The following is a 15,893-nucleotide window of genomic DNA, read 5'->3' as shown; positions in this document are numbered from 1 at the left end:
GGAGCCTCCTCGAACGAAGGGCCGCTGCTCGTGGTGCGGGTCAGTCACGCCGGACGTCGACAAAAGTTCGAGCGACGGTGGTGCCGGACGGGTCGGTGAGCCAGACGTAGAGGCGGCCGGGCTGCGTCACCGTGATCTCGGTCGGATCGGAAACGGTGAACGGCTTCGCGTCCACGGTTGCCGATCCGGACGACCAGTGCAGGGTGCCGAGCAATGGTTCGGCACCGTGATGCGAGACACGGACCGCGATCGACATCGAGTCGGCCGCAAGCACGAGGTCCCGGCCCGGTGCCTCCGGGACGAGGTCGACGATCAGGACGGTCTCGGCGTGGACGTCGGACGGGACGACGCCGCCGAGGTCCTTCGTCCGGCGGTCGTAGGTGTAGATGCCGACGGTCTCGTGCTCGATGTCGTACAGCTCGGTGTAGATGTAGCCCGCGTTCCGCGGATGCCGGCGTAGCTCTTGGGTCTGCCACCGCAGGTGCCACCCGCGCTCCACGCTGGTCGACCCGCCGCCGTACTCGCCGTTCAGCTGGATCTTGTCGGTCCCGTCGAAGCCGGGTGCCGCGATCGCCTTCTCCGCCACGAACTCCGGCCCCAACCGCACCGGGAAGCGGCCGTCCGCGGTGTTGATCAACCGGTCGACGATCGCGGCCCACGAGCCCACGTTCTCGTCGTAGTAGTGCCAGTCGACGAGGTCGGTCTCGACATGCGCCCACCCCGAGTTGTCGACAATCGGACGACTCGGATCCGCGGCCTTGAGCAGCCGATAGATCCGCCGTACCGCATCCTGCTTCGCCGGATCGCCCGGGACGTCCCAGTCCAGACCCCACTCCTCGTTGTACCCGCCCCAGATCACGATGCTCGGATGGTTGCCGTCCCGCGCGACCATCCCGGCCGCGACCTCCTCGAACGCGGCAACCGCCTCGGCCGTGAAACGTCCGGTCGACGGCGGCTCGGCCCACACCAGCATGCCGAGCCGGTCGGCCCAGTACAGCCAGCGCGGGTCCTCGAGCTTGATGTGCTTGCGTACCAGGTTGAACCCGGCCGCCCGCGCGAGCTCCAGGTCCCGGCGCAACGCCTCGTCGCTCGGCGCCGCGTGCCCACCCGTCGGCCAGAACCCCTGATCGAGCACACCCCGGACGTACGTCGGTACGCCGTTCAGCACCAGGTTGTTGCCGTGCCACTCGACCTTCCGCAGTCCGGTGTAGCCACGGACCGTGTCGGCGCCGGCGATCACGATCACGTCGTACACATGCGGATTGTCAACAGTCCACAGCTGCGGCTCGGCGATCGGCAGCGTCACGGTCCCCGGCCATTCGTCGTACTCCCGGACGACGACACCCGGGATCTCCAGGTGCACAGGTGACGGGCCGGTCATCGTCACCTCGATGCCGTCGAGCGTCTCCGTCGGGCGGAGCTCCAGCTTCGAGATGTGCTCGGAGGGTCGCGGTTCGAGCCAGACGGTCTGCCAGATCCCGCTCGACGGGGTGAACGCGCAGCCGTCGTAGTCGTCGGCCGGCAGACTGCGCTGCTTCCCGTGCGGGATGAACCGCTTGTCGACCGGCGCATCCACCCGGACGACGAGCTCGCCCGCGCCGTTGTCCAGCAGGTCGGTGATGTCCGCCTCGAACGGCAGGTACCCGCCGGTGTGCGCGACGGCGAGTGCACCGTTCACCCACACCGTCGCCTGGTGGTGGACGGCACCGAAGTGCAGGATGGTCCGCTCTCCCGCCCAGTCCGCGGGTCGCTCGATCCGCCGCCGGTACCAGGCCGTCGGCAGCCAGTGCGCGACCACCCCGGAGTCCGGGTGCTCCCACGGGAACGGGACCGTGATCGTCTCGGTGAAGCGATCGGGCTCGCGGGCGAAGTCCCACTCGCCGTTCAGGTTCAGCCAGCGAGACGACCGGTCGAAGTGCGGGCGGGGATATTCAGGACGTGCTGTGTTTTCCATAAGTCAGCCCTTCAAGCTGCCGGCCATGACGCCTTTGATCAGGTGACGTTGCAGTACGACGAACACGATCAGCACCGGGATCGCCGCGACGGTGCTTGCCGCGAGCAACTGACCCCAGACGCTGGTCCAGTCCGCGCCGAGCTGTCCCGAACGGATGTTCTGCGCGAGCGCCGAGAGCATCACCTGCAAGGTCTGGTGCTGTTCGTCGTTCACCGCGACCACCGGCCAGACGAAGTCGTTGTAGATGTTGATGAAGGTCAGTACGCCGAGCGCCGCCAGGCCCGGCCGGATCACCGGTACCACGATGCTCGCGAAGATCCGCAGCTCGTTCGCACCGTCGACCCGGGCCGCGTCGAGCAGCTCGTCCGGGATCGCCAGGATCACCTGCCGCATCCAGAACACCCCGAACGCGTCGATCGCGCCAGGCAGGATCAGCGCTTGGAACGTGCTCACCCACCCGAGCTGGCTCATCTCGAGCAGCAGCGGGATCAGCAGCACGAGGGTCGGCAGCATCAACGTGGTGAGCACGGTCGCGAACAACACCCGCTTGCCCGGGAACACGTACTTCGCGAACGCGAAACCCGCCATCGGGCAGAAGATCATCGTCAGTGCGCCCTTGACCAGGACCACGATCGCCGTGTTCCGGAAACCGGTACCGATCGGAATCGTGTCCAGCATCGACCGGAAGTTCGTCAGCGTCAGCTGGCCGGGGTCGAAGCTGAACGGACTCGAAATGATGTCCGCACCGGGCTTCAGCGACGAGACCATCATCCACAGCAGCGGCGCCAGGCTGACGACACCGGCGAGCGTGAGCAGGCCGTAGCGTCCAAGCGCTCCGAGCCGCACCCCACCCGACCGCTCAGGGTGTTTCATGAGTCCTCCCTCGAGCGCAGTAGGCGGATCGACGCGAGCGACAACGCCAGCACCATGACCACGAGCAGCATCGAGTTCGCAGCCCCGAGGCCCAGGTCGGAGTTCGTGATGTGCTTGTAGAGGTACAGCCCGGCGGTCCTGGTCGCGTTGAACGGGCCGCCGCCGGTCACGACGTACGGCTCGGCGAACAGCTGGAAGACGGTCAGCGTGCCGATCACGACGACGAAGCTCAGCGTGCGCGTCACCAGCGGCACGGTGATCGACCAGAACTGGTGCCAGGCGCTCGCGCCGTCGATCGTCGCCGCCTCGTAGACGTCCGAGGGGATTGTCGACAATCCTGCCATCAACAAGATGACGGCGTACCCGGTCGTCCGCCAGAGCACCAGCAGAGCGACCGTCACCTTGGCGCCGGCCGCGGTGGTCAGCCAGCCGATTGCAGGCAATCCGATGGCCGACAATCCGTGGTTCACCGCGCCGAAGTCCTTGTCGAACAAGATGATCCACACCTGCGCCATCGCCACCAGCGGCGTCACGAACGGCGCGATCAGCGCGGCACTGAAAACGCCACGGAACCGCGCCTTGCGCAACGCCACCGCGATCGTCAGAGCAATCAGCACCTGCACCGGGACGACGAGCAGCCACAGCACCCCCGACGTCGCCATCGACTGCCAGAAGTCCGGACTGGTCAGCAGGTACCGGTAGTTGGCGAGCCCGATGATCTTCAGCGCACCGGCGCCGTGCCAGTTCGTGAAGCTCAACTGCAACGCGAAGAAGATCGGGTACGCGCTGAACCCGGCGAACACGAGAATGAACGGCGCGACGAACAGGTACGGCGCGGCGGGGACCCGGCGCCGCCGTACTCGTCGTGCGGCCCGCCGGGTCGCGGACGCCTCGGTGAGGGTCGCCATTCAGCTGGGCCCCATCAGGTTCTTCTGGATCTGCGTCGCCGACGTCTTGAGCACCTCGTCCGGGCTCATCTGCCCGGCGAGCAACTTCTGCACGTTGACACCGAAGTAGTCGACGGCCTTCCCCCACCAGGTCGGAATCGTATAGCCACCGGGCACCTGTTTGCCTGCGTCGACGGCGACCTTCCACAGGTCCTGCCCGCCGAGCGCGGTGAGCGGCTTGAACAGCGGAGCAGCAGGATCGAGCGCCGGCAGGTACGACGGGATCGAGGTGTTCAGACCACCCGGATACACGTCGTTCGACCCGTAGACCGCGGTGTAGCCCTCCTTGCTGAAGACCAGGTGCTCGTACAGCCGCCACGCCAGCTCGGGGTTCTTCGCCTTCGCCGGGATGACGAACGACGAACCGCCCATCACGCCCGCCCGCGCCCCGCCGGCCTGCCAAGCCGGCAACGCAGTCGCCCGCCACTTGCCCTTGCTTGCCTTCAGCAACTGCTCCGGCGCGAACACGAACCACTGCGCCCACGGAACGAACACCTGGGTACCGTTGTCCTGCGTCTGCAGATCGGTCGGCTGGGTGTACTTCGCCAGCGTCCCCAGCTGTTCGGACCGGACCTTGTCCAGCCACGTCAGCGCGTTCCGGTACGGATCGGAGTCGATCGTGAGCTTGCCGTCGGCACCGACCATCGCGCCGCCCTGCTGGTTCGCGAACATGTCGACCCACAACTGCGCGAGGAACTGGTCGTTCTCGAGGTGGATCGGCTTCGCCTTCGGGAACTTCTCCCGGACGGTACGCGCCGCGCCGAGCAGGTCGTCGTACGTCGTCAGGGCCGCGGGGTCGACGCCCGCCTGGGTGACGACATCCTCGCGGTAGAACAGCAGACCGGGGTCGAGGTCCCACGGCACCGCGACGACCTTCCCGTCGACGGTCACCACGCCGAGCTTGTACGGCGCGATGTCCGACTTGTACTGCTCGATCAGCTGGCTGAGGTCATACAGGTGCGGCGCGACACCGGTGAGCAGCGCGTCGTCGTAGAACGCGCCGTCGGGGACACCCGCGCCGCTGATCAGCGTGGCCGGGAGCTTGGCGTTGACGTCGACCGCCACGTGATTGACCTTGACCTGCGGGTACTTCGCCGTGAACGACGCGATCGCCTTGTCGAACACCTTGTACAGGTCGCCGGTGCGGTCCCAGATGGTGATCTCGCCCGACGGCGGCTTGGTCGCGCTGACGCTCGGCAGCGCTTTGCCGCCGGTGGTGTTGCCCGGAGCACAGGCACCGAGACCGCCGGCCACCAGCGCGGCGCCGGCTCCACGGAACAGGCTGCGGCGCGAAAGAAGATTGGTCATGTTGTGTCCCTCATGACATTCGCTGAGCTTGCAACGTTGCAAGTGATGCTGGAGACGCTAGGCTTGCAACGTTGCAAGTGTCAAGACCCCGTCATCCACGGAACGAGGTGCAGGGTGGCCGCCACACTCCGCCAGGTCGCCGAGCGGGCCGGCGTCTCGGTCCGCACGGTGTCGAACGTCGTCAACGACTTCCCGCAGGTCGCGCCGGAGACGAGGGCCCGCGTCCAGCAGGCGCTCGACGAGCTCGGCTATCAGCCGAACGCGGTCGCCCGCACGCTCCGGAACGGCCGATCGGGCCTGATCGCGTTGGTCCTGCCCGAGCTCGACGTACCGTACTTCGCCGAGCTCACCCGGGCGGTCATCGAGCAGGCGGCCGAGGCCGGCTACACGGTCGTGGTCGACCAGACCGACGGTGATCCGGTCCGTGAGCGCGAACTGGTGATGCGCGGCAACCGGGCGGCGATGTTCGACGGACTGATCTTCAACCCGCTCGCACTCGGCGGCGCCGACCTGCGCAACCGGCCGTCGTCGACGCCGGTGGTACTGCTCGGTGAGCGCGTCGTCGAGGGCGGGCTCGACCACATCATGATCGACAACGTCGGCGCCGCCGAGCTCGCGACCCGGCATCTGCTCGGGCTCGGCCGGCAACGGATCGCGGCGATCGGCGACCAGTTCGACGAGACCCGGCAGACCGGTCAGCTCCGGACCCAGGGGTACCACGCGGCGCTGCAGGCGGCCGGGCGCGAGGTGGTTCCGGAGCTCGTCCGGCCGACCGAGTTCTTCCACCGCGCCGACGGCGCCGCCGCGATGGCCGACCTGCTCGCCCTCCCCCAGCCACCCGACGCCGTCTTCTGCTACAACGATCTCCTCGCGCTCGGCGCCCTCCGCACCATCCTCAGCCGCGGCCTCCGCGTCCCCGACGACATCGCGCTGGTCGGCTTCGACGACATCGAGGACGGTCGCTACAGCACCCCGAGCCTCACCACGGTCAGCCCCGACAAGACCCAGATCGCGAAGAACGCCGTACGCCTCCTCCTCAACCGCCTCGACGGCGACCAGTCGGCCCCGACCAGGCTCTCCGCCGACTACACCCTCGAAATCCGCGAGAGCACCACGGGATAACGGCTGAGTGGGTCCCGCACGACTCCACTACGCTGGTGCATTCGCGGACCGGAAGGCGATGCGGATGCTCCAGCCCGGAGACCTCCGCAGCGTCATCGCCGTCAGCAACTCGCGCCAGGACCGACGGGTGCTCGGATCGATTCTGTACAACCGCGCCGCGAACCTCGAGTGGCTGCGGAACACCGACGCCGCCTACTACGCCGCCTCCGCCGCGGCCGAGGCATACCACTCGGTCGATCCGACCTGGGGATCACCGAAGCTGATCACGCTGGCCCTGGCGGGCGAGCGGATCCCACCGGCCGAGTCCGGCGGCTTGTACCGGATCCTCCGAATCACCGACGAGGCCGAACGCAACCGACAGCTCTTCGCCATCTCCGAGCCGCACAGGATCGGCTGGGACGAGATCCAGGAGGTGATCGCACAGGCCGCGGACGCCAGAGTGCGCAGCCGCCGACTCGGGGCACTCACCGGCCTCGAGGACCTCGAACACGCGAACCTCGACCACCCCGCCGAGACGTACCGGCAGCTCATCATCCGAGGCGACCGCTACACGACGACCGACCTCAACCGCATCGAAACCCAGATCACCGAAACCCGCCGCCTACTCACCGGCAGCTAACTTCACGTGCACACGCCCGCGGGCGGTCAAGGTGCAGCCTCACCTACCAGAGAAGCAGCTTGTCCGTCGAAACGGGCGAGCCGCTCGGCGTCCGTGCCGGCGACCGCGCTCCGGATGCTCAATGCACTAACGCGGCTGATGGTGGGCACGTCAGCGCTCGCGGGCACCGAAACGGACGGGCGTGCAGCCCTTTGATCACCTCAGAAAGATGCTGGACGCAGCAGGCGGGTGAGGAACTCCTCGACGGCGGCCTCGGCGGTGGCCTGAGCTGCGGACACGTCCTCGGCCAGGGCGATGACCAGCGCGAGTTCGTTGCCGGCAGCAAGCAAGATGTGGGCGAAAACGGACGCACAAGCTCGTCATCCCTGCCCATGACAACGAGCCGCACCTCCGGACACACGGCGGCTACGAGTGGCTCTACGTACTCCGTGGTCGGCTCCGCGTCCGGCTCGGCGACCGCGACTTCCTCATGGGAGCAGGCGAGGCCGCGGAGTTCGACTGCCAGATCCCACACTGGTTCGGCGCCGCCGGGCGAGGCGGAACCGAACTGCTCAGCCTGTTCGGAAAGCAGGGCGAACGCATCCACTTCCGCACCCAGCGGTAACGCTCAGAGCATCACGGACCTGCTCGCTACGTACTCATGCCGCCAGCCAAGCGCCGATGACCACGCTGGTGCAGCCGACGGTCAGGCGACCGCCTTCGGCGTCGATCGCCTGGCCCACCGCCTGTTGGATCTCGCGGACGCCCTTTGCACCGAGCGCACGCACAACACCCCAGCTCGCGACATGCTCGAGCCACAGGTCGCGCGTGTAGACCTGTTCACCGTCGAACGTCCAGTACTCAGGTTCACCGAACCTTTCCGACCGGCGGATCCCGTCCGCCGCCTGGTCGAGAATCCTCCGGTAGCCTTCGACGCCCTGCTGATCCACGCAGAGGACCACCGGCGAGTCCGGAGCAACCCGGTAGAAGGCGGTCACGAAGGCCTCCTGGACAGGCCGCGGCACCGTAGTCGCGTGCCAGAACGGTGCGAGCAGACCACCCGGCCGCAGCATGTCCGCGGCCTTCCGGGCGCCCTCGACCTGGCCGACCCAATGCCAGGAGGTGCCGGCAACCACAGCGTCCCAGGACCGCCCGGCCGGGTCCCACTCCTCGAACGTCGAGACCTCGACGTTCACCCCGCTGCTCGTTGCGTACGCCGCCATCCGCGCATCCGGCTCCACGCCGAGCACCACGCAGCCCGCGTCGCGGAACTGCCGTGCCTCGGTACCGGTCGCGCAACCCACGTCGAGGACCCGCGGACCGGCGGCGGCGATCCTCTTGATCAACGCTTCCGGGTACGACGGACGGGCACGATCGTAGCGTTCGAGGTCTTGTACTTCAGCCACCGTTAAACCCTATCGGCGAGCTGCACCCGAAGAACCAGCAACAGACCGGAGGCGATGGGGACGAGGGCTTCGATCGATCCCGCGTCCGCGGCGACCAGGGTGCGGAACTCGCGAACCTCGTCCGCGTGGGATACGACGTTGTCGACCATCAGCATGCCACCGGCGCGCAGGCTGCGGAGCAGATCCAGCCAGTAGCCTGGATACGCGGGACAGCCATCAGCTCAGCCGTGTCGGGGTCGTGTGCAACTCGTTCACGAGCTCTGCCAACTCGTCATTCGTTGCCGCTCCTCACCTTGCCAACTGTCGCCGGCAGGAGAATGCGACTCATGCCCGGCCGAGCGCGAGGATCGCGGCCTGCTCGGCGTGGATCTGCATCGAGTCCAGCAGCGGCACCGGCGAATCCGCTGCGCCGATCAGCAGTTCGATCTCGGTGCAGGCCAGGACCACCGCCTCGGCCCCTTGCTCGACCAGCTGAGCGATGATCTCGGCGTACGCCGTCCGCGACGACTCCAGCGCCTTGCCCTGCGTGAGCTCCTCGAAGATGACGCGGTCCACGAGTTCCCGGCCGTCCGCGTCCGGAACCACGACATCCACACCGGCCGAGCGCAAATGTCCGGCGTAGAACTCTTCCTCCATGATCCACCGGGCTCCGAGCAGGCCAACCTTCTCGAAGCCGCGCGCCCGCTGAGCGACGGCGTCGGCGATGTGCAGCAGCGGTACGTCGATCTCAGCGTCAACCGCCTCAGCGTTCTTGTGCATCAGGTTCGAGCAGATCAGGATCAGGTCTGCGCCACCGGCCTGACAGCGCCGGCCGGCTTCGGCGAGCAGCCTGCCGGCAGCGGGCCAGTCCTCACGTTGCTGATACTCACGGACCTCGGCGAAGTCGAGCGACTGCAGCACGATCTTCGCCGAGGCATGGCCACCTAGCCGGCCTTGGATCTCCTCGTTGATCACTCGGTAGTACTCCAGCGTGGAGTACCAGCTCAGTCCGCCGATGAGTCCGATCGTCAACATGATCCCATCATCGGTCCACGACCGGCCCGAAGGAACAGCCGTTGTTCCTGGGGGATCTCAAAGCAACACTTATGACCGGCGCCGGTCACAAGATCGGCTCATGCTCCCAGATCGGGCGCCACTGTTGCCTTACGCAACTGCTGCCGAGAGTCACGACGCCAGCCATCGCCCGAACAGCCGGTGCAGCGAAGTGTCAGCGCCGGATCGCCTCGGCGAGGAACGTGTCGAAGTCCGAGAAGTACTTGTGCAGCTCACCCTTGGCGACGCCGCCCTCAGCGGTCACACCCGGCTGGTGAGAGCTGCGGCCCCGGTCGCAGCGCCTCAATGTTTCCGCTTCAACGCGACGTTGCCCGATGGCGGACGCTTCCGTCGATGACGGTCGCGGTTACCTGGCCGGCGCCCTCGTAAACCACCTGGCGAGGCTCGTTGACCGCGACGACGGCGAAGTCGGCGGACCAGCCGGAAGCGAGCGCGCCAACAGGGTTCGCGGTCTGATCGAGTCCCATCGCCTTCGAGCCGCCGAGTGTGGCCGCTTCGAGGAGTCGGTTGTCGAGGTCGCTCTCCCGGTAGCCCTGACGGGCAGCGATCGCGGCCAGTTCGGCCAGGTCCGCCAGCAGGTCGAGGGACGGCGTGGAGGCCAGCGAGTCGGTCCCGACCGCGACCAGGTTGCCTTCGCGCAGGTAGTCGGCGACGGGCGCCTCGTCGAGGCTGATCGTCGCGTTGGACCGCGGGCACAACGCCACCGCGGTCCGGCGGCGGCGGAGAACGGCACGATCGTCGGCATCGGTATAGATGCCGTGCGCGATATGACAGTCCGGCCCCAGCCGCACGAGCCGATCGAGGTAGTCCACCGGGCGCAACCCGCTGCCCTGCCGACGCTGCAGCGCGAAGTCGTCGATCCCCCACTGCCGGAGCGCCTGGTCGTGTGGGCCCGACCCGGATCCGATGAATTCCACTTCGGACAGCGATTCCGCGACGTGGACGTGCCGGCGCAGCCCGAACTCGTGACCGATGTCGGTGAGTTCCACGAGCACGTCCTCGTCCAGGGTGTGCGGCGCGTGCGGTGACAGGCCGATCGGGAGATCCTGGTGTTCTTTGATCATCTTCTCGGCGTGGGTGCGTGCGCTCTCGGGCGAGCGAGCGTTCGCCCAGGACAGGAACTCCCAGTACGCGATTCCCTTGACGCCGATGTTGCGCAGCACCGGCAGTGCTTCGGGGTTCGTCACTACGTCGGCGATTGCTGTCGTTCCCGTTGCGATCGCCTGCCGTGCTCCCTCCAGTGCAGCGGCGTACCAGTCATGACCGGGCTCAGCGAAAGCTGCCTGGAAGTGCGTGACCCACTCCGGGAAGTCGGCATAGCGACGGCTTCCGACAGCCGCCATGTGGGAGTACTGCAAGTGCGTGTGCGCATTGACGAGACCGGGGATGATGACCCCGTCCCAGTGCTGCTCGTGATCGTGGTCGAGCTTGCGGAGATCGGCCCTCCGGCCCACGGCCGTGATCACGCCGTCGGCCTCCAGCAGAGCTCCGTTCGGGATGGGGTCACCGACGACCGGAACAAGCCAGTCAGCCGAGTGCAGGTCAGCCATTGTCTATCGGTCCTCACTTGTCATCAGTTCGGTGAGTCGGTTGATCCGGTCCGGGGTCAGGCCCATGACATCGGCCAGGAACTCGTCGAAGGAGCCGTGTACCTGGTCGATGGTCGTCCACAACCTGCGGAGGAACTCGGGGCGCAGCCGGACGGCGTCGTAGATGTGCTCGGGGCTCTCCCCAAGCTCTGCGGCCACCTTCTGGACGGTCCGGTTGGACGCCGGCTGGACGTAGACGTTGGAGAAGGTGAACTGGCGGAAGGCCGTGCTGTCCGGCCTGTCGGCCTCCGGCTGGAGGAGGCCGTTGGACGCCAGATAGTTCGCTTCGATCACTTCACCGGACACCCCGAGAGCGCGCAACAGAATGGCGATCGCTATGCCGGTGCGATCCCGGCCGCCGGTGCAGTGCACAAGGACCGCGCCATCGCGGCCCGGGTCGAGCAACTGGTCGAACACCGCCTTGTACGCCGCCAGCTTCCGTACGAACTTGGGGTCGTCGTAGCTGTTGACCAAGCTGTACATCCGATAGAACGGACCGTACGCGTCCACCTTGTCGCGGTCACGCATCAGCGCCGAGAACCCGTCGCGCTCCAGCATCGTGTCGATCTTCGCGAAGTCCAGGTCGTCCTGGTCGATGGGCGCACTGATCGCCGTCGCCCCCGCGGGCAGCCGGTCGGGGGCCTTCGCCTGCTCCGCCGGGCCCCGAAGGTCGATGACCGTCCGGACGCCGAGGCGTTCCAGGGTGGCACGGTCGTCGTCGGTCAGATTCGACAATGCAGAGCTGCGGTACAGGACCCCAGTGTTCAAGCGGCGTCCATCGGAGGTACGCAGGCCGGCGACAGCTCGAACGTTCAGGGCGCCTTCCAGCTGAATCACCGCACCTGTCCCCAGGGCGGTCGGCGACTGACGGCCGGCGTTTTCGATCTGATGCTCGACACGTCGCACCAGCTCCGCGCGCCGCTGCGGCCACTCGTCGGCCACGATCGAGAAGATCGCCGAATCCCTCAGCTTGCCCGCCTCACCCGGTGCCCAGGACCGGGACCAGCTGCGCAACACCCCTTCGAACGTGGCGCCCACGCTGTGAATGGCTGCCCGGGACCGCTCGTTGCGCGCATCGGTCTTCAGATCGACCCGTGCGACCTCGAAAACCGTGAAGGCGTGATCGATGAGGAGCAGCTTCGCCTCGGCGTTGATACCGCGCCCCTGAGCCGACGCCGCCAACCACGAGAAGCCGATCTCGATCGCCATCAGACCGCTTCCGTCCGGCCGGCGCCGCGGATCCCAGTACGCGGTGTGCCCGACCGCACGTCCGACCGCCTTGTCGATGATCGCGTACGGCGCCATCCGGCCGGCCGCCGCACGCTCCAGCTGATCGTGAATGTAGGTGCCGACCTCAGTGGCCGTCGGAACCCAGGTGAAGTCGTACGAGCCACGGTCCTCCTCGCCGGCCAGCGCGAGATCGGCGGCGTGCCGCTGGGTCAGCGGCTCGAGCCGCACGACCCGTCCGTCCAGCACCGGCCCTGTGAGCGCAGTGGTTTCCGCACCCGACATATGACAGCTCTCCTTCCACCCGTACGAGTGGGCGAACGCCCACGATAAGTGGGCGCCTGCCCATTCATCAATCGACTATGAATGCACGGCCGGTTCGACTTTGCGGCTTCAGGTCGACATGAAGTCAAGTCGGATCACGGCTAGCTGATCGGCTGATCGATTCTGATCAGCTCGGTCCGTGCGACGACGCCGTCGGACGGCCGCCAAGGCTGTCCGGCGCGGATCTGCCATGCGGCCATCTGATCGTTCTGTCCGTCGTGCGGCCACAGAAGTGCACACAAGAGCAGCGATTCGGAGTGATCGGACGGCAGCTCGAACTCGAGGAAGGCGCACCCGGCCTCCACTCCGACCTCGGCCCGCCACTCGCCCGATCGTCGACATACGTCGATCCTGACGGCAGTGCGACCCAAAGAGAATCCCTGTTGTCCCTGGAGATCCACAAAGTTTCGCTTATGGCTGCGTGATCGCGGCGGTGCGCGGGGTCGGCGGCTGTCAGCGTTTGACTTCAGGTCAGCATCAAGTCGCAGCATCGGGACATGTCGAACAGAGCCAACCTGCCGATCGCCCACATGATCCGCGACCGCGGTCGCGGACTACCGGACGCTGCTCGAACAGTCGTGACAGGAGACCCGTTGTTCTGCCGTCAGGAGATGACGCCCAGCAACGGAACGATTTGCGGCGACTGTGTCGTCGGCACACTGTGAACACCATCACTCGGTCTCGCCGGCTCGCGGCCTTGCGGGACTTCCCGGACTTCCGGCAGCTCTGGGGCGCTCATCTGATCTCGGCCCTCGGCACCGGTGTGACCACGCTCGCAATCCCTTTGCTCGCGGCGGTTTTGCTGCATGCCTCCCCGGTTGAGATCGGTGTGCTGACCGCGCTCAACGCAGTGCCGCACGTACTGTTCAGCCTGGTGGCGGGTGCTCTGATCGACCGCTCGCCACAGCGGGCAGTCCTCGTCGTCACCGATTTCGGCCGGGCGTGCTGTCTGGGCGCCGTCCCGGTCCTCGGCCTGCTCCACCTGTTGTCGATGCAGGTCCTGTACGGCGTGGTCGTGCTGGTGCAGACCCAGACGGTGGTGAACGACCTGGCCTCGGCGTCCCTGGTGCCGAAGGTTCTCCCGACAGAAATGCTTGCGGCAAGCAACAGTGCACTCTCGGTCAACAGCTCGGTGGCCGGCATCGCGGGCAACGGTCTGGGCGGCGGGCTGGTCCAGCTCGCCGGCGCGTCGCTGGCTGTCGCGGTGGACGCGGTCTCCTACGCGGTTTCGGGTACTTTGCTGCTGTTCCTGCGTTCGCCGTCGCTCCGGACAGCGAGAGTTCGCGGAAGACGTGGCATCGTCGGCGACATCAAGAGCGGTTTGGCCTACGTACGCCAGGACAGGGTGCTGGTGGCCCTCTGCCTGACATCGGGAATCGGCGCTCTTGCGGTGGCGATTCGAGATGCGTCACTGGTGCTGGCCCTGGTGCGGGACCTCCACTTCTCACCCGCTCTTGTCGGCCTGCTCGCGATGCTCGCGGGTCTCGGCGGGGTGATCGGCGGCCTGTTGGCGAGCCGGGTGGCGAAGCGCCTCGGATTCGGCAGATCGGTGCTGTGGGCAATCGTCGTGAGCGCACCGGCGATCGGGCTGCTGACCTCGCCGTTCGGCGTCGCTGCCCCTCTCGTGGTTGGCCTCGGGCAGTTCATCGCCGGGGCATCCGGCGCGGTGTACACGATCGGCCAGCTCACGATGCGTCAGCTGGTCACTCCGCCGGACATGCTCGGGCGCGTCAACGCCGTACGGCGGTTCCTGGTGTACGCGATGCTGCCGGTCGGCGGACTGGTTGGTGGGTTCGGTGGGGTCCACGTGGAGAGCCGGGCGATGCTTGGCGTTGCGGCCGTCGTCATGCTGGCGTCGGTGCTCCCGCTGCTAGCGGCCGATGTGCGGCCAGGAGTTCGGCCATGAATGCTGCGCTGGCCGGCACGAGATCGGCGCCGTCGCGATAGACGATGCTGGTGCTCCGGCGGCCGAACGCCTCGCTACGGCGTACGACGACGTCCGGGTGCCGGAAGGCGGTGAGGGCAGCCTCCGGGAGCAGCGTGACGCCCAGGCCTGCGGCAACCAGGTTCTGCCGTACGACGTAGTCGTCGGTCGAGTGTCGTTCGATGGGCTCGAAACCTGCCTGGTGGCACAAGTCGACGAGGTGGGCCCGGCAGCGGACGCAACCGACGATCCACGGTTCGCCGGCCAGATCGGCGACTGTCAAGCGTCCTCTGGCGTAGCGGCTCCGGCGCGGCACGATCAGGCGTACCGGTTCGGTTCCGACGGGCCGGCTACGGAGCACCAGCCCAAGGTCCGCCTGTGGCTCGTAGCCGAAGACCAGCGCCAGATCGACGTCGCCCCGTTCGAGAAGCGCCAGCGCCTCCGGCGGCTCAGCGTCCACGAGCTTGACGTCAACCTCCGGATAGCGCCGCTGCAGCCCTGCCATCGCCCTCGGAACGAGCGTCGCAAGCGCGGACGGGTACGCCGCCAGCCGGACGTTCCCCCTGCGCACCTGCGCCACCGCGGCCAGCTCCTCGTCGGCCATGTGCAACTGCCCGGCAACCACCTCCGCGCGTGCCAGCAGGAGTCGGCCCGCCTCGGTCAGGCTGACGCCGCGCGGTCCGCGCAGCAACAACGGCGTACCGACTTCGCGTTCCAGAGCGCCCAGATGCTGGCTGACCGCGGGCTGGGTCCAGCCCAGCTCCCGCGCGGCCGCGCTGATCGAACCGACCCGAGCCACCGAACGAAAGATCATCACCCGCCGGACATCCACAGCCATAAGTCTCGCTTCGAGATCCTGCAGGAACAAGCGGGATTCCTTCTGACCCACCACGACCTGAGGATCGACCCATGAACACCGTCGGCACGAGCTCCTTCCAGATCGTCCGCGTCCCGTACGACCACCGCGACGCCCAAATGCTCATCGAGAAGCTCCAGGCTGTCTACGTCGAGCGGTACGGCGGAAGGGACGATGACGAACTCGCGCCCGAGATGTTCGAACCGCCGGCCGGATCGTTCTTCGTCGGCTATGCCGGCGACGTACCCGCAGCGTCGGGTGCCTGGCGGCGAACCGACGGGTCGAAGGCAGAACTCAAGCGCTTGTACGTCGTCCCGGAGTGGAACCGCCGCGGACTCGCCCGGCGGATGCTCGCCCGGCTCGAAGGCTCAGCCCTCGACGCAGGCTGCGATCAGGTCATCCTCAGCACGGGGCCGCGGCAGCCCGAGGCAATCGCCCTCTACCGGTCGGCCGGCTATACCGACGTCGGACCGTTCGGCTACTACGGCGACCACGCAACCGAGCTCGTCACCTTCCTCGGCAAGAATCTCAACTGACCGCACCGAGTGGCAGGTCCGGCGACGAACCCGGCATGGTTCGCCACGGCGAGCAGTGTGATCTCTCAGAGAGCCGGTGAGGGTGTTGTGGTTCAGGACATCGGCGACAGGTGTCTCACGACATAGGCGACACGTGTCTCGGGTGATCGGCGACAGGCGTGGTGGGCTGGATGCTC

The 15,893-nt window shown here is 67.2% G+C and carries 16 protein-coding genes; 5 read left to right on the top strand and 11 right to left on the bottom strand.

Annotation, left to right across the window (positions count from 1 at the left end; translation table 11 throughout):
- Positions 1 to 40: 40 nt before the first annotated feature.
- The 4 genes from AB0M51_RS41365 to AB0M51_RS41350 are packed head-to-tail and all read right to left on the bottom strand — an operon-like array spanning position 41 to position 5,082.
- The gene (locus AB0M51_RS41365; RefSeq protein ID WP_344199853.1) at positions 41 to 1,954 is read right to left on the bottom strand and encodes a sugar-binding domain-containing protein; all 1,914 of its coding nucleotides are present in this window, start codon (positions 1,952 to 1,954) and stop codon (positions 41 to 43) included.
- Positions 1,955 to 1,957: 3 nt separating this feature from the next.
- Entirely contained in the window at positions 1,958 to 2,827 is an 870-nt protein-coding gene (locus AB0M51_RS41360; RefSeq protein WP_344199855.1) for a carbohydrate ABC transporter permease, read from the bottom strand.
- A complete protein-coding gene (locus tag AB0M51_RS41355; RefSeq protein WP_344199857.1) occupies positions 2,824 to 3,735 on the bottom strand; it encodes a sugar ABC transporter permease in 912 nt (303 codons plus the stop codon). Before AB0M51_RS41355 ends, AB0M51_RS41360 begins: the two co-directional genes overlap by 4 nt.
- Positions 3,736 to 5,082 carry a sugar ABC transporter substrate-binding protein gene (locus AB0M51_RS41350; protein ID WP_344199859.1) on the bottom strand — a complete coding sequence of 449 codons (1,347 nt, stop codon included), beginning with the start codon at positions 5,080 to 5,082 and terminating at the stop codon, positions 3,736 to 3,738.
- A gap of 114 nt (positions 5,083 to 5,196) precedes the next feature.
- On the opposite strand from AB0M51_RS41350, the gene AB0M51_RS41345 reads away from it, so the two are divergent.
- Both AB0M51_RS41345 and AB0M51_RS41340 read left to right on the top strand, forming a co-directional pair.
- Entirely contained in the window at positions 5,197 to 6,204 is a 1,008-nt protein-coding gene (locus AB0M51_RS41345) for a LacI family DNA-binding transcriptional regulator (RefSeq protein WP_344199861.1), read from the top strand.
- A 64-nt stretch (positions 6,205 to 6,268) separates the two neighbouring features.
- Positions 6,269 to 6,823 carry a hypothetical protein gene (locus tag AB0M51_RS41340; RefSeq protein ID WP_363754317.1) on the top strand — a complete coding sequence of 185 codons (555 nt, stop codon included), beginning with the start codon at positions 6,269 to 6,271 and terminating at the stop codon, positions 6,821 to 6,823.
- Positions 6,824 to 7,023: 200 nt separating this feature from the next.
- Here the strand turns inward: AB0M51_RS41340 and AB0M51_RS41335 are convergent, their stop codons facing one another.
- The gene (locus AB0M51_RS41335; RefSeq protein ID WP_363754308.1) at positions 7,024 to 7,152 is read right to left on the bottom strand and encodes a hypothetical protein; all 129 of its coding nucleotides are present in this window, start codon (positions 7,150 to 7,152) and stop codon (positions 7,024 to 7,026) included.
- Positions 7,153 to 7,184: 32 nt separating this feature from the next.
- Between AB0M51_RS41335 and AB0M51_RS41330 the strand changes: the two genes are divergently transcribed.
- On the top strand, positions 7,185 to 7,427 hold the full coding sequence (locus AB0M51_RS41330) for a cupin domain-containing protein (protein WP_363754453.1): 243 nt from the start codon (positions 7,185 to 7,187) through the stop codon (positions 7,425 to 7,427).
- A 34-nt stretch (positions 7,428 to 7,461) separates the two neighbouring features.
- On the opposite strand, the gene AB0M51_RS41325 is transcribed toward AB0M51_RS41330, so the two are convergent.
- The 5 genes from AB0M51_RS41325 to AB0M51_RS41305 all read right to left on the bottom strand — a co-directional run bounded on the left by AB0M51_RS41325 (position 7,462) and on the right by AB0M51_RS41305 (position 12,362).
- A complete protein-coding gene (locus AB0M51_RS41325; RefSeq protein ID WP_363754305.1) occupies positions 7,462 to 8,208 on the bottom strand; it encodes a class I SAM-dependent methyltransferase in 747 nt (248 codons plus the stop codon).
- A 2-nt stretch (positions 8,209 to 8,210) separates the two neighbouring features.
- Positions 8,211 to 8,363, bottom strand: coding sequence for a hypothetical protein (locus tag AB0M51_RS41320; protein WP_363754302.1), 153 nt, complete (start codon positions 8,361 to 8,363; stop codon positions 8,211 to 8,213).
- A 169-nt stretch (positions 8,364 to 8,532) separates the two neighbouring features.
- Positions 8,533 to 9,222: an amino acid racemase gene (locus AB0M51_RS41315; RefSeq protein WP_363754299.1), complete on the bottom strand. Its 690-nt coding sequence runs from the start codon at positions 9,220 to 9,222 to the stop codon at positions 8,533 to 8,535.
- Between the two features lie 335 nt (positions 9,223 to 9,557).
- Positions 9,558 to 10,811 (bottom strand): amidohydrolase family protein, encoded by a 1,254-nt coding sequence (locus AB0M51_RS41310; RefSeq protein WP_363754296.1) that lies wholly within the window; start codon positions 10,809 to 10,811, stop codon positions 9,558 to 9,560.
- A gap of 3 nt (positions 10,812 to 10,814) precedes the next feature.
- Entirely contained in the window at positions 10,815 to 12,362 is a 1,548-nt protein-coding gene (locus AB0M51_RS41305) for a GNAT family N-acetyltransferase (protein WP_363754293.1), read from the bottom strand.
- Positions 12,363 to 12,822: 460 nt separating this feature from the next.
- Between AB0M51_RS41305 and AB0M51_RS41300 the strand changes: the two genes are divergently transcribed.
- Entirely contained in the window at positions 12,823 to 14,307 is a 1,485-nt protein-coding gene (locus AB0M51_RS41300; protein WP_363754290.1) for an MFS transporter, read from the top strand.
- Here the strand turns inward: AB0M51_RS41300 and AB0M51_RS41295 are convergent.
- A complete protein-coding gene (locus AB0M51_RS41295) occupies positions 14,246 to 15,139 on the bottom strand; it encodes a LysR family transcriptional regulator (protein WP_363754450.1) in 894 nt (297 codons plus the stop codon). The genes AB0M51_RS41300 and AB0M51_RS41295 overlap by 62 nt on opposite strands.
- A gap of 95 nt (positions 15,140 to 15,234) precedes the next feature.
- On the opposite strand from AB0M51_RS41295, the gene AB0M51_RS41290 reads away from it, so the two are divergent.
- Entirely contained in the window at positions 15,235 to 15,717 is a 483-nt protein-coding gene (locus AB0M51_RS41290; protein ID WP_363754287.1) for a GNAT family N-acetyltransferase, read from the top strand.
- Positions 15,718 to 15,893: the final 176 nt, after the last annotated feature.

It is taken from the genome of Kribbella sp. NPDC051137 (assembly GCF_040682535.1).
Taxonomy (GTDB): domain Bacteria; phylum Actinomycetota; class Actinomycetes; order Propionibacteriales; family Kribbellaceae; genus Kribbella; species Kribbella karoonensis.
This window is presented reverse-complemented; position numbering and strand designations above follow the sequence as displayed.

What these genes read in the sequence shown, in the direction of transcription:
- AB0M51_RS41365 (WP_344199853.1), bottom strand. Translation starts at nt 1,954, where the DNA reads ATGGAAAACACAGCACGTCCTGAATATCCCCGCCCGCACTTCGACCGG.
- AB0M51_RS41360 (WP_344199855.1), bottom strand. Translation starts at nt 2,827, where the DNA reads ATGAAACACCCTGAGCGGTCGGGTGGGGTGCGGCTCGGAGCGCTTGGA.
- AB0M51_RS41355 (WP_344199857.1), bottom strand. Translation starts at nt 3,735, where the DNA reads ATGGCGACCCTCACCGAGGCGTCCGCGACCCGGCGGGCCGCACGACGA.
- AB0M51_RS41350 (WP_344199859.1), bottom strand. Translation starts at nt 5,082, where the DNA reads ATGACCAATCTTCTTTCGCGCCGCAGCCTGTTCCGTGGAGCCGGCGCC.
- AB0M51_RS41340 (WP_363754317.1), top strand. Translation starts at nt 6,269, where the DNA reads ATGCTCCAGCCCGGAGACCTCCGCAGCGTCATCGCCGTCAGCAACTCG.
- AB0M51_RS41320 (WP_363754302.1), bottom strand. Translation starts at nt 8,363, where the DNA reads ATGCTGATGGTCGACAACGTCGTATCCCACGCGGACGAGGTTCGCGAG.
- AB0M51_RS41315 (WP_363754299.1), bottom strand. Translation starts at nt 9,222, where the DNA reads ATGTTGACGATCGGACTCATCGGCGGACTGAGCTGGTACTCCACGCTG.
- AB0M51_RS41310 (WP_363754296.1), bottom strand. Translation starts at nt 10,811, where the DNA reads ATGGCTGACCTGCACTCGGCTGACTGGCTTGTTCCGGTCGTCGGTGAC.
- AB0M51_RS41305 (WP_363754293.1), bottom strand. Translation starts at nt 12,362, where the DNA reads ATGTCGGGTGCGGAAACCACTGCGCTCACAGGGCCGGTGCTGGACGGA.
- AB0M51_RS41295 (WP_363754450.1), bottom strand. Translation starts at nt 15,139, where the DNA reads ATGATCTTTCGTTCGGTGGCTCGGGTCGGTTCGATCAGCGCGGCCGCG.
- AB0M51_RS41290 (WP_363754287.1), top strand. Translation starts at nt 15,235, where the DNA reads ATGAACACCGTCGGCACGAGCTCCTTCCAGATCGTCCGCGTCCCGTAC.